General features: G+C 68.9%; 4 protein-coding genes and 1 pseudogene. 4 read left to right on the top strand and 1 reads right to left on the bottom strand.

The window, feature by feature from the left end:
• Window positions 1-29: 29 nt before the first annotated feature.
• Window positions 30-7,277, bottom strand: coding sequence for an RHS repeat-associated core domain-containing protein (locus ACIRRH_RS39510; RefSeq protein ID WP_403077540.1), 7,248 nt, complete (start codon window positions 7,275-7,277; stop codon window positions 30-32).
• A gap of 388 nt (window positions 7,278-7,665) precedes the next feature.
• Between ACIRRH_RS39510 and ACIRRH_RS39505 the strand changes: the two genes are divergently transcribed.
• The 4 genes and pseudogenes from ACIRRH_RS39505 to ACIRRH_RS39490 all read left to right on the top strand — a co-directional run.
• Complete coding sequence (locus ACIRRH_RS39505) at window positions 7,666-11,958, top strand: ricin-type beta-trefoil lectin domain protein (RefSeq protein WP_403077537.1); 4,293 nt, start codon at window positions 7,666-7,668, stop codon at window positions 11,956-11,958.
• Window positions 11,959-12,070: 112 nt separating this feature from the next.
• Window positions 12,071-12,271: a hypothetical protein gene (locus ACIRRH_RS39500; RefSeq protein ID WP_403077534.1), complete on the top strand. Its 201-nt coding sequence runs from the start codon at window positions 12,071-12,073 to the stop codon at window positions 12,269-12,271.
• 215 nt (window positions 12,272-12,486) lie between these two features.
• Window positions 12,487-12,720 (top strand): hypothetical protein, encoded by a 234-nt coding sequence (locus tag ACIRRH_RS39495; RefSeq protein ID WP_403077531.1) that lies wholly within the window; start codon window positions 12,487-12,489, stop codon window positions 12,718-12,720.
• Window positions 12,721-12,969: 249 nt separating this feature from the next.
• A pseudogene (locus tag ACIRRH_RS39490) lies at window positions 12,970-13,273 on the top strand (hypothetical protein); the annotation flags it as partial.

The following is a 13,273-nucleotide window of genomic DNA, read 5'->3' as shown; positions in this document are numbered from 1 at the left end:
GGCAACAGGGACCGCGCCTTGGCAAATCTTCAGAAGGGTACCTCGCTGAAAACTTGGCCGCGCTGAGATCGAACCGCTAGCGATGAGTTCGCCGGCAGCATTCCTGCCACGTTTCGCATGCAGAAACCGCATGGCCCGCCAGGCTTTGAAACCATCAGCCGACCAACCAAACCCTCACTCCCGGATCCCGACTGTTTAGCCAGAATCCTCATTATAGTGGCAGCCTGAACCTCAACATGCGAGCCGAAAAACTTACCGCCGCCGGGGCTCGCCGCAGCAGGAATCTCGTCCATGTTGGCTCTGATCAACCGATGGAGCTTATCGGAAGACAGGTCAAACTCTCCATGTCCCTTAATCCAAAGGTACCCACCGGTAGCAACGTCCGGTCTGCTGGAATATGCGGCATTCTCCGATGCTCTGGCATGCGCCCGTTCATCCGCAGTGGGGCAGTTGTGAACGAGTACTGAAGTCCCGCCAGCTACCACATAGTACGTGTGGAGCTGTTCGACAGTGAGGTTGTGGGTGGTGACGGAGTAGGGGTAGTTGCGGACGGACTGGATGGTGAGGGTGGTGCCGTTGGGCTGGCGGAGGTGTTCGCCGGGGGTGAGTTCGCCGGCGTCGACCCACTGCTGGCGGGTCTCGCTCCAGTAGGGGTGGTGGTAGGTGGAGGTGATGTTCGCCTGGTCGGCGGCCGGGGGGCCTCGCGGGCTGGCGTCGTCGGTGAGGGTGAGGTCGGTGAAGTCCTTGTCGTCGGGGGTGGTGATGGTGGTGGTGACGGTCTCGGGACGGGTTTCGCCGGTCTGTGGGTCGGTCGCCATGACGACGTCGCCATCATGCACATCGCCGATGGGCTTGGTGCTGCCGTCCGCCATCAGAACCAGGGTTGTGGCCGGGAAGCTGTTGCACCCCTCGACCTTGGTTGCGTCCGCCTCAGCCTTGGTTGCCATAGGCTCCGTGCCGGGCGCATCTGGTGCGGCTTCCTTTGCTGCTTTTTCTTCCGCTGCCTTGGCTGCCGCTCTTTCGGCTGCCCGGGCTTCGGCTGCTGCAGTCTTGGCGGATACGTAGGCGGTTTCGGCTTCCCGGGCCGTGCGTTCGCCCAAGCGGATGGCGGTGTAGACCTTCTCGAGCTCCTGGTAGATCTTGAGGGTCTTGATGCCGGCCTTGATGACCTTGGCGAGCTTGCCCCAGGGCACCACGTTGAGGGCGGTGTTGATGCAGCCCATCACGTCGCCCTTGGTGAAGCAGTCGCGGGCGTCGTTGAAGCCGATCAGGTCGCCGACGATGTCGACCACCTTGTGTACGAGCTCGTCGCGCTTGCGCTTGTTCTCGTTGACCGCCTTGTTCGCGGCGTCCAGGTCATCAGCCGCCTTCCGCACTTCAGGCGTGGGCGTGTCGCGGAGGCCGAACGGGAGGTCGATCCGGTCCGTCTGGTTGTTCTTGCACTCCGCCGCCGTGTCGCACCCGACCTTCAGGCCGTTGGCGTCGGACTTGTTGATGGGGCTGTTGTTGGCGTACGCGTAGGCATTCCACTGCTGGGGGTCGCCGGCGTCGGTGATGGGGTCGGGGCTGATGAAGCGGCCCGTCTTGGGGTCGTACTCGCGGGCGCCGAGGAGGGTGAAGCCGGTCGACTTCTCCTTGGTGCCGCCGACGAAGCCCTTGTCTCCGGCCCAAACGCCCCCAGCAGGCTGGGTGCCCCGCTCGTTGCCGAACGGGTCGGTGGGGCGGCGGACATGGGCAAGGGTCGCCGAGTCGAACTGGACGCCGTTGGTGCCGTGCGGGTCCGCGCCCTGGTACGCCAGCTTGGACGTTCCGTTGGTCGTGGTGCGCGTGATGGACAGGCCGTTGGGCGCCGCGTAGCTGCGGACGTTGGTGACGACCTTGGTGGTGGTGTCCAGGGTGATCTGGTCCGCGCCCAGGTTGAGCGTGGTCTTGCCGGGGTCACGGCGGATCAGCTGGTTACCCGAGATGTCGTACAGGTAGCTGGTCGCGCCGCTCTGGCCGGTGCCGGTGATCTGGTCGAGCTTGCCCTGGGCGTTCCAGGTCAGCGTTCTGGTGCCCGGGGTGTCGGTGATCGCGGTGGTGTTGCCGGCCGCGTCGTAGGTGTACGAGGTCACCGCGGTGCCGGCCGGGCCGGTCTGGGTGGACTTCATCAGCGCGTGCGGACCGCCCGTGCCGCCGCCCGTCTTCGGGTCGGAGGACGGGGTGTTGGGGCCGGTGCCGAAGGTCTGGGTGGTGGTGACGTCCTTGGTGGCGTCGCCGGTGACGTCCTTCTGGGCCAGCTTGGTGCGGTTGCCGATGAGGTCGTACTCGTACTGCTGCCAGTACGGGGCCGGGCCGCCGACGCTCGGCTTGCCACCGCTCACCGACGGGCCGTCGGTGTTGGTGCAGGCGCCGACGCCGGGGACGTTCGGCTGCGGCTTGGTGGTCTGGGTGCCGGTGTCGGTCCAGGCCTGGGTGAGCCGCCCGAGGTAGTCGTGGGTGAAGCACTGCAGGTCGGCGACCTGGCCGTCCTGCGCGTTGCGGGCCGAGGTGACCTGGCCGAGGGGGTTGTAGGTGTAGTCGACCGTGTCGATGTGGGCGGTCTCTGCGGTCTGCTTGTCGAGGATCGAGCGCGTCACCCTGCCGGTGGCGTCGTCGATCAGCATGGTGGCGACCACCTGCGCACCGGCTCGGCCCACGGTGGTGCGGTACGGCCGGCCGTACGGGTCGTAGCGGACATCGGCCACGAACGTCGTGGACTCGGCCCCGAAGGAGCTGGACAGGGCCGCGAACTGGCCCATGGTGTCCGTGACGAAGGTCAGTTCCTCCTGACCCATGCCGGCCACGTCCGGCAACAGCGTCTTTCTCAACCGGCCAGCACTGTCATAGGTGTTGTCGGTCTGGTAGACGCCGGCGAGTTCCTTCTCCACTGCCGGGATGGTGGTCTTGGCACCGAGTTCGCGGTATCCGATGTCGTAGCCGGTGATCTCCGACTTGTAGGCGTCTCCCAGCGTTCCGCCCACGTAGCGGGTCGAGGAGGTCGGCTTGCCCTTGGCCAGAGTGTCGTAGGTCCAGGCGGCGACCTGCTTGGTCGAGTCGACCGCCGTCCCCTCGTAGGCCGCGATGTTACGGCCGAGCAGGTCGGTGACGCTGGTGGCGCTCTTGCCGCGGGAGTCCGTGACGGTGACGAGGTTCTTGCTGTCGTCGTACGCCGTCGTCCCGGTGCCCGAGTCCGGGTCGGTGGACTTCACCGGCCGGCCCAGCAGGTCGTACTCGTACGTCCACTGGTTGCCGGCCGCGTCCTTGCGCCAGGCCTCCCTGCCTTCCGGCGTGTAGCCGTAGGTGGTCTCGTCGTACGCGCCGGTCGGGGTGTTGGCCTTGTACTGGCGCAGGGCGACCGTGTTGCCGCGGGCGTCCGACACGGTCGCGGTGGCGTAGCCGCCGGCCGGTGGGGTGGTGCGGACCTCGTCGGCGCCGGGGTAGTCCGTGTGGGTGCGCCACTGCTCGACGCCGTGGGACTGGAAGATCGAGTCGGTGACCCGGCCGATGCCGTCGTACTTCTGGACGCTCTGGGACGGGATCTTGCCGTCCGGCTCGACTCCGCCGTTGGGCAGGAAGAGCTGACCGCTGGGCTGGCCCTGGTCGTTGTAGTAGGCGGCGCTGGTCTTGATCTGCCAGCCGTGCGAGTCGAACAGCGCGTCGGTGATCATGCGGCCGGTGGCCCCCGAGGGGGTGCTGGCCTGGGTCTGGCGGATCCGGCCGAGGCCGTCGTAGATGGTGAAGCTGGAGGTGTACGTCTTCAGGTCTTTCATCAGCGCCTGGCTGAGGACCTGTGAGGGCGCGTCGGAGCCGTTCACCGAGTACGAGAACTTGCGGTTCGGACGGTCCGGGAACTTGGCCCGCTCGTTGCCGGGGCTCCAGCCGGCCACGGCGCGGCCGAGGGAGTCGAACTCCTGCTCGCTGATCCGGCCGTTCTCGTCCGTGATCTTGAGCGCCGAGCCACGGCCCACGTCGAGGGTGCTGACGGTCTGCCAACCCAGCGGGTTGGTGTGGGTCACCTGGGTGGGCAGTTGGCCGGTGGCCGGGGAGTAGGCGGTCTTGGTCTCGGCGCCGGACGGGTGGGCGGCGTCGGTGCGGGTCGGGTCGACGGTGCTGGTGACCCGGCCGTAGTCGTCGAAGCTCGCCCGGGCGGTGGCCCGGTAGACCGGCTTGCCCGCCGCGTCGTAGCGCTCCAGGACCTCGGTCGAGGTCTGCTCGGCCTTGGCGTCGGCCTGGCCGAGCGGCTTGTTGTCGAAGTAGGCCCGGGTGTCGGCGACCGTGTTGTCCTTGGTCGCGGTCTGCCCGCAGGCGCCCTTGAGGACCAGGGTGCGTGAGGCCAGCTGCGTCGGCGCGCCGCCGGGGCCGGTGGCGTACTCGAAGGAGGTACAGAGCAGCTGCTCGGGATGGGTGGTGTCCCCGTTGTCGTAGACCGTCAGCGGACGGGCAAGCGACGTCGAGTCGTACGTGGTGGAGCGCTCACGGGTGCGCCAGCCGCCGTTGGCGAGCTTCTCGCGGTTGGTCACCTTCAGGGCGTTGACGGCCCGGGCGGTGATCGCGGGCATGCCGCCGGACTGGTTGCGGGTGGCCGTGATCGGACCGAGCCACGGGTCGGACACCACGGTGGACAGCAGTTCGCCGTTGTCGCCGTTGTAGTTGGCGGAGTCGCGGATGAATCCGGCCAGGACGTTCTCGTCCTTGATGGTGCCGCCGTGCGCGTCCGTCACGGACACCTGGCGGGCCTTCCCGTTGGCGAGGACGTCGCCGTCCATACCGCGCAGGAAGGTCGCGACCGACTTGGTGCGGGGCGCTTCGACGTCGCTGCCGCTGCCGCTGCGGGTGGTGACCGTCGCGTACCCGCGGAACTGGTCCCAGGTGCGGGTTTTGGCGTCGGCCATCTCGGAGTCGTTGCGGTGCCAGGCCGCGCCGCCGCCGTACTCGTAGTCGGTGACGACCGCGGGCTGGCCGCCGGCGACCGAGTCCTCCTGGGTGACCGACTTCACGATGATCTTGTTGAACCAGTCGTTGACCGGATCCGGTGCGGTCTGCCCGGGCAGGTACCACTTGACCGGCATGCAGGCCATCGTGTTGCTGTCCTCGGACGCCGGCATCTTCCCGCCGGCCTCGCGCGAACACTCCGCGGGCCGGTAGACGACGTTGATCAGCCCGCCGGTCTCGGTGGTGATCTTCTGGATGCGCGGACGCTTGTACGGCTCGACGGAGGCCGAGGTGCCGTCCGGCTGGACGATCTGGCCCGCGACGCGGTTGGCGATCTGCAGCGGCTGGAAGTACACGGCCGACAGGGTGATCGGCGTGCGGTTGTTCGTGCCGGTGCGCTGGACCGAGTCCAGCCAGAGCGACGGCGAGGTGCCGTCGCCCGGGTCCTGGAAGGACTGGTTGAGGGCGTAGGAGTCGACCGGGCGGTACTTGGCGCCGTCCCAGACCTCGGTGTCGATCTTCGTCAGGCGCTTGGTGGTCCAGAAGGTCGGCGAGTAGACGGTGCAGTCACCGGTCGCGTCGCAGTTCTGGTCGATCGGGGTGTCCGGCCAGCGCTTGGCGTTGTCCTTGTTCCGCAGGGACGGGTCGCAGGTGAAGTCCTTGTCCGGCAGGCAGCGCTCGGCGGTGCGGAACCACACCTGGGCGGCCGGGTTGGCCTTGCCCTTGGCGGCGATCTGGTCGGGCAGGCGCTGGCCGTAGCCGACCCAGGTCGGGTAGCTCGCCCGCTGGTACTGCGTCCGGGTGCCGTTGCCGTTGTTCTGACCGCCGCCCCGGGCGTAGTAGTTCTGCTCCTGGTCGTACCGGTAGGTGATCAGGTTCTGGTGCGGGTCCACGACGTAGTCCAGGGACCACTGCCAACCCATCTGGTTCCAGGAGTTGGTGGCCGGGGATCCGTCCTTCAGGCACGGGTCCTGGCCGCCGGGCCAGTAGATCGGCGCGGTGGAGACCGAGTTGCTGGCCTGGTCGGTGCCGTCGCCGCCGGGCAGGTGGTTGGCGCCGAAGTAGTACTGGGTGCCCTCGGTGGTGGTGATCCGCCAGGCTTCGCCGTTCCAGGCGCCGTTGTTCTGGCCGGTCAGCCGTTCGACCTTGGTGCCGTCCTCGCCCTGCAGGTGCCACTCGCAGGACTTGTCGTCCTTGACGAGCTGGCCCGCGTGGCCTGCGAGCGAGAGCTGGAGCAGGTCGCCGCCCCAGCACTGGTCGCCCGACTTGTCGATCCCGGCGTCCTTGCAGCTCTTGTAGGCGCGGACGATGGAGCCCGGGTGCCACTCCCAGCCCTCGCCGATCCAGGACGGCTGGGCGTTGGTGGAGGCGGTCTTGCCGTCCACCGAGGAGGAGTCGTAGCCGAGCGAGACGTTGGGGGCCACACCGGCCAGCGCGGAGGGCAGCTCGGCGGTGTAGCCGTAGGTGAAGTTGCCCGCGTTGGCGCCGGCCTGCCAGGAGGCGGACGGGGTGATCGGCGAGGCGGTGAAGTCACCGCCGCTGCCCTTGGCGTCGGCCTCGACGGCGAGCGCCACGGTCGAAGAGGTGCCGGCCGGGCTCCCGGAGGCCCCGGAGGCGAAGGACTTGGCGGCGGCGGGGGTGGTCGGCTGCGGGATGTCGACCTCGGCCACCAGGCGGCCGGTCGAGGCGTCCCGGTGCGACGGGACCGGGGTGCGCGTGTTGCAGCCGGCGGCCCCCGGAGTCGTCAGGGCGCAGCCGGGCAGCTGGACGATCCTGGCGCGCGACGCCCAGTTGGCGCCGGCGTTCTTCGCCCAGGCCTGGATGTCGATCCCGACCTGGACCCGGCCGGCACCGGCGCCCTCGCCGGTGTCGGTGACACCCAGCAGGGCACCGTTCACGCCCGCGGCACCGGTCCGGGCCCGGTCGGCCAGCTCGATCTGGAGTGCCGGGGCCTGGAGGGTGGGGGCAACGTCCTTGGCCGCGGGCGCGGTTCGGGCGGCGGCCGGTTTCGCACCGGGAGCCGGGGCGATCCAGACCGGCAGTGAACCGGCCTGGACGGGCACGCTGGTCGGCGTCGCGTCAGCCGCCGTCGGCGCCATGGCCGCCCCGGCTCCGGCGCCGCCGAGGACGGCGGTGGCCGTGCCGGCCGGCGGGTTGGAGTCGGCCGGCGGCGACCACTTCTTGCCCGGGTCCGGCGTGTGGCCGGCGGGCTTGCCGTCGGCTCCCTTCACCGGCTGGGCGTCCGGTACCGGCGTATTCGGTGGCACCCACACCTCGGGCGGGGCCGCCGCTTGGGCGACCGCCTCGACCGAAGGGAGCGTCACCCCGGACATGGTGACGGCCAGAGCCGCCACCACGGCCACCCGCAAACTTCGCGGACGGGTGAACAAGCGGACAGGACGAGACAACTGATCCCCCCACACTTTGTCAAAGATTGAATCGTGTCGACCGCATTGGCGCAGGTCTCCGGCACCCTAGGCGCACACGACCTATCGAAGGTGGGAAAGATGTGAAAGCGAAATGTGTGATCAAAATCACCCGCTGAGCAATGCGCCACCACCCCGACAAGTCGGACACCTTGTCGATAAAACGCTTTGACAGCGAAGCAAGCGTGAAGGCAGCGTGCGCCTGATTCCTGATCACATCACCATTGAGGACAGGGCCTTCATGTCGATGTCACATCCTCCCTCTCCATCCGGTTCCGGACGGCCTGTGAGATCCCGGACAGTCCGCGCAGGACTCCTTCCGCTCGCCTGCACGGCCGTTCTCTCCCTGGGCGCCGGGCTGCTGGCGGTGCCCGGTATCGCGGTGGCGGCTCCCGCCGACCGCAACCACGGTCCCGCCGACGCCTCGTGGCCGGCACCTCCGGCCAAGGGGCAGCCCGACTCCCGCTCGGCACAGACCGCGGCGATACGCGCCGCCCAGGCGAAGGCGAAGAGCACCGGGAAGCCCGTCGTGGTCGACTCCATGACCACGGGCGGCAGCCAGACCACGGCCAATCCGGACGGCACGCTGACCACCGACTCCTCCCCCGTGGTGGAGCGGGTCAAGAACGCCGACGGCACCTGGCGCGCCGTGGACGCGACGCTGCGGACCAACCCCGACGGCACGGTCGCGCCCACCGCCGTGCCCTCCGGGCTCACCTTCTCCGGCGGCGGCACCGGCCCGCTGGCCACCATGGCCACGGCCGACGGCAAGAAGCTGTCGGTCAAGGCGCCGTTCACCCTGCCGAAGCCCGAACTCACCGGCAGCAGCGCGCTCTACCGCTCCGTTCTGCCCGACGTCGACCTGGAGCTAAGCGCCACCCCCGCCGGTGGCTGGCGCCAGGTCCTGATCGTGCGCACCGCACAGGCGGCCGCCGATCCGACGATCAAGAAACTGCACCTCGACACCACCGCCGACGGACTGACCGTCAAGGCGGACGCCAACGGCAACCTGTCGGCCGAGGACGCTTCCGGCAAGGCCCGCTTCACCGCTCCGGCGCCCGTCATGTGGGACTCCTCCACGACGGCCCCGGCCGCGCAGCCCACGGTCGCGGCCAAGTCCGCCGCGGACGGTGCCGCGGCCACGGCCGGGTCCGACAGCAAGGCTCCCGGCCCCGGTGCCCGGACCGCACCGGTCGCCACCACCGTCAGCGGCGGCGGCATCGACCTGGTGCCGGACGGCTCGGTCCTCGAACAGGGCACCGGCCCCTGGTTCATCGACCCGGGCTGGAACCCCAGCGTCGACAACGGTACCCAGGCCTGGGCCCAGGTGCAGTCGGCCTACCCGGACACGCCGGAGTACAACGGCACGCAGTACGGCCAGGACACGCCTGCGGCCGGCTACTGCGGCTACATCGACACGAACAACCGCTGTGTGAAGGAAGGCAAGGAGCGCGCCTACTTCCAGGTGGGTTTGAACTTGGCGTTCTGGGACTCGACCGTCATCACCGCCAAGCTCTACGCCACCGTCGCGCAGTCGTCCAGCCCCTCGACCGACACCCCGATGGGCCTCTACTCGACCGGGTCGGCCAACAGCAACCCGATCAACCAGTGGACGCGCTGGGAAGCCCAGCCCTGTCCCGAGCCGTGGAACTGCGCCAAGGTCGGCATGAACTGGATCAAGGGCGGCGGTGGCAAGGAGTTCGACGTCTACAGCCAGATGGTGCAGGCCGCCCGCGAGCACTGGGACGGCTGGACCTTCATGTTCGCCCCCGACGACGAGGGCAACAAGTACTACCACCAGCGGTTCGCCAACAACCCGCACGTCGTCGTGACCTACGACTTCACGCCCCACGTCGGCGACCCGGCGACCAGCCCGGCCCCGGGCTTCGCGCGTGACGCGGCGTACAGCCAGTGCCAGACCCCCGGCACCATCAACCCCTGGGACAACCCGGGCTGGGTCGGAATCAACACCGACATCAACCTGAGCGTGGACACCTGGTCACCGACCGGCGAACAGCTCTGGACCGCGTTCAAGATTTGGGACGACGACGACAACGGCTCCTCGAAGCTCTACGAGACCGGCTGGGCGGCGAGTTCGGGCCGCAAGAACGCGAGCGTCGGGTCGCTGATCGACGGCCACCAGTACGGCTGGTTCGCCTCCACCACCGACGGCACGCTCCCCAGCGACAACAGCCGGATGTGCTTCCTGCGCGTCGACCGGACCCCGCCGACCGCCCGCATCACCTCGACGGACTTCCCCGAGTCGGGCACCCTGGGCGGGCACCCGAAGCGCGTCGGCGAGGAGGGCTACTTCACCCTGACCGGCACCGACCCGGCCCCGGCCACCGGCGGCCGCTCCTCGGGCCTGGCCTGCGCCCGCTGGACCACGGACCCGATCCAGGCCGCGGCCACCGGCTGGAACTGCAACGACGGCGGCAACGTCGTCAAGATGAACGGCGACGGCAGCTTCCAGCTGAAGTACACCGCCACGCACTGGGGGACCAACTTCCTCTACCTGCAGACCCAGGACAACGCCGGCAACATGTCCCAGCCGGTCGCCTACACCTTCTTCGTGCCCAGCAACCCCGCCGCGGGCGACCCGATCATGGGCGACATCGACGGCGACCGGAAGGCCGACGTCCTGCTGTCGGACGGCACCGGTGCGCTCCGCATGATCGGCGCGAGCGCCGACCCGTACACGGCTCCGAGTGCCAAGCCGGTCTCCGCCCCCGGCTCCACCGGCTGGGGCAACGTCCAGATCACCCACCGGGGTTCCCTCAGTGAGAGGAACGTCGATGACCTGATCGCGCACGTTCCCGGCGCGGCCGAGCTGTACCTGTACGCCAATGACGGCAACACCGCCACCCTGGACAACCAGAGCGGGGTACCGCTCCCGAAGCCCGACACCTGCTACAACCCCGACTACACCCCGACCGAATGCGGCCAGCCGGACTGGTCGGGAGTCACCCAGATCGCGGCCTTCGGATCGCCCTACAACGACAACCCGCGCGACCCCGGTACGGGCCAGCTCGGGCTTCCCCGCACGTCCCTCCTCTACGTCGAGGCCGGCCAACTGTGGCTCGCGACATCGTCCAGCGCCAAGACCCTTGACGGGCCAGCCTATCTGCTGTCGCAGGACCGCAACTGGGACTTCTACGACCTGATCACCCCCGGCCCGGCCAAGGGCACGAACATCCCCACGGTCTGGGGCCGGTCCAAGGGTGACGGAACGATCCACGCCTACCAGCTGGCCAAGGGCAATGCCCCGAGGAAGTTCGACGCTTCCGCCTTTGCCGACCCCACCACGGGCAGGTTTGCCGACGGCATCGACCCCAAGCTCTACCCGAAGGTCGGCTCCAACGGCGACGTCACCGGTGACGGCATCCCGGACCTCTGGGCCGTGGACACCAACAACCAGCTGGTCGCCTGGGCCGGCATCGGCACCAAGGCGCCCGACGCCAACAGCGGCCCGACGGTGACCGGCCTGGAGAAGACCCCGGTCGCGCTCGGCAACCTCAACCGCCCCGCCGGCAACTGGCTGGCCGCGCCCGACGGCACCAACACCGTCCGGGACGGCCAGAAGCGCGCCGACGGGTGGGCCACGAACGTCGGCTGGGTCAAGGACACCGTGGACGGCCGGACGGCCACCGTGGGCGCCTTCACCCCCGGCGCCGGCTCGAACGTCACCATGACGGGGCCGGTGGTCGACACCCGCAAGAGCTTCACCGTCTCCACCTGGGTCAAGGCCAGTCCGGGCGGTGGCGTGATCGCCAGCCAGGAGACCGGGCACGGCAGCAACTTCCTGCTCTACACCGACGGCCCGGACAGGAACTGGCGCTTCGCCCTGGCGTACGCGGACGACGACAACTGGTCGTACGACTACACCGACACACTGAACGCCGCCGCCCAGACCCGGCTCGGTGTCTGGACACGGCTGACCGCTTCCTACAACGCCGACACCGGAGCGATGGCGCTCTACGTCGACGGCGTCCTGGCCGGCACCAAGGTCCACCGGGCGAGCACCAGCCCGGCGTCCTCGGGGCCGTTCACGCTGGGCCGGTACAAGTACCAGTCCAAGCCGTCCACGAGCTTCGACGGAAGCATCGGCAGCACCGCCGTCTACCCGTTCGCGGTGGCCCCGACCGCACCGGGCCTCACCAGCGTCGTCCGCTCGAACGTCGACTCGAACATGTGCATCGACGACATCAACGCGAGCACCGCCAACGGCAACCCGATTACGCTGGCGAACTGCAACGGGACCGACGCACAGCAGCTCGCCTTCGGAAACGACGGCACCGTCCGGGTCAAGGGCGGGTGCATCGCCCCGGTGAACGCCGCCACCGCCGGCGGCACGCAGCTGGAGTACCACACCTGCGACGGCACCGCAGCGCAGAAGTGGATCCCGCTCGCGAACAACGCGCTGTACCACCCGGCCTCCGGCCGCTGCCTCGACCTTCCATTCGGGCAGGCGACCAGTGGTGCCCGGCTCCAACTGTGGGACTGCAAGTACGAGGCCAACCAGCAGTGGAACATCCCAACCCTGCGGACGGCCGTACTGCCCGCTCCGCCACGTTCCTAGCTTCTGGCTTCTGAGACCTCAGTACATCTCTAGGGCCCGTTCCGCCGACCGGCGGAACGGGCCCGCGGCGGCTATTGGACCTTCCTCGTCCTGCGCCGTTCCCACGTACCTGGTGAGGTTCCCGGCCCGGATCCCGTACGGACGCGAGCTGGACGAGAACGCCCACCCGGACCGCCTGGAGCGCCAGGCCTGCGACCGCCAGCGTCGCACTGCCAAGGGGCGGCCGATCATCCTGGAGCTGCCCACCGCCCGCGCCCTGCGACGGGCCGAGAAGAACGGGCCACCCGAGGACGACCCCTGGTTGGCTGCGTAGGTGAGACCTGGCTCTGGCTCAACTTCTGGATGAACAGCGCGCCGGGCATGGACCATGATCTGTCCATGGAACGAATTATTGATCTTGATGAGGCGGCTGCAGAAGTAGCTGATCGAGCGCCGGGGTGGCGGGCTGGCGGTCTGACAGTGGGTCGGGTGACCTGGCGCGATGGAGCCGCTCCCTGGCCTCAGCGACTTGAGACGGACAGGTCGGTGGTGAACGATCCCGACTCCGTTGGTGTGCTCGTCTCGGGCCCGGAGGAGGCTGAGCTGTCGGTGGTGCTGTTCCGTGGCGGCTGGGCCGACGTCGACTACTTCGACGGCATGGACGATGCTGGCGCCCTTCCGGCCTCGGGTATCGCTTCAGCTCGGGAGTTCGGCGTCCAGCTCGACGGCTGGGTGGCCCGTGTGTTCGGTCAGCCTTCCTATTCGGGCGAACCGAACCTGTGACGGGGTCTTCCTCAGCGCCTGTCGGCTGCAGCCGAGGACCGAGGTGATGATCTGGAGGGGAAGGCCGGTGAGACTGAGTACCCGCCCGATGGTAGTTGACCACCTGGGCGGCTCCTGGACGGGCCCTGGGAGCGATCACCGCTATCACCTGATAGTCACTTGACCATGCCATTGCATGATCGGCACGATGTTTCCCCGTGTGTGCACGGTCCGTGCGCAAGAGGTGTTCATCTTCCTCGGGGTGGGGTTGTGGAGTTCAGGGGTAAGGCCGCTCTGGCGTTCGGCGGGGTTCTGCTGCTGGCGGCCTGTTCGAGTGGAGGCGGCGGCGGGGGCGAGGCGGCGCCGACGGCGTCCTCCGCGTCCTCGGGTCCGGCCGATTTCGGCGCGGCGTTGAAGGACGCGCTGGATCCGATCAGCACCGAGCTGGGCAAGGCGGGCACGGCCAAGGACGTGTACTTCGCCTCCGAGGCGATCGGGTTGGTCGGCTCCCGGGCCGCCCGCGCCAACCGGAACCTGAAGGCGGCCGCCGCGCCGCCCGCGGCCGAGGCGGCGC

The organism is Kitasatospora sp. NPDC101235 (assembly GCF_044767505.1).
Lineage (GTDB): Bacteria > Actinomycetota > Actinomycetes > Streptomycetales > Streptomycetaceae > Kitasatospora.
This window is presented reverse-complemented; position numbering and strand designations above follow the sequence as displayed.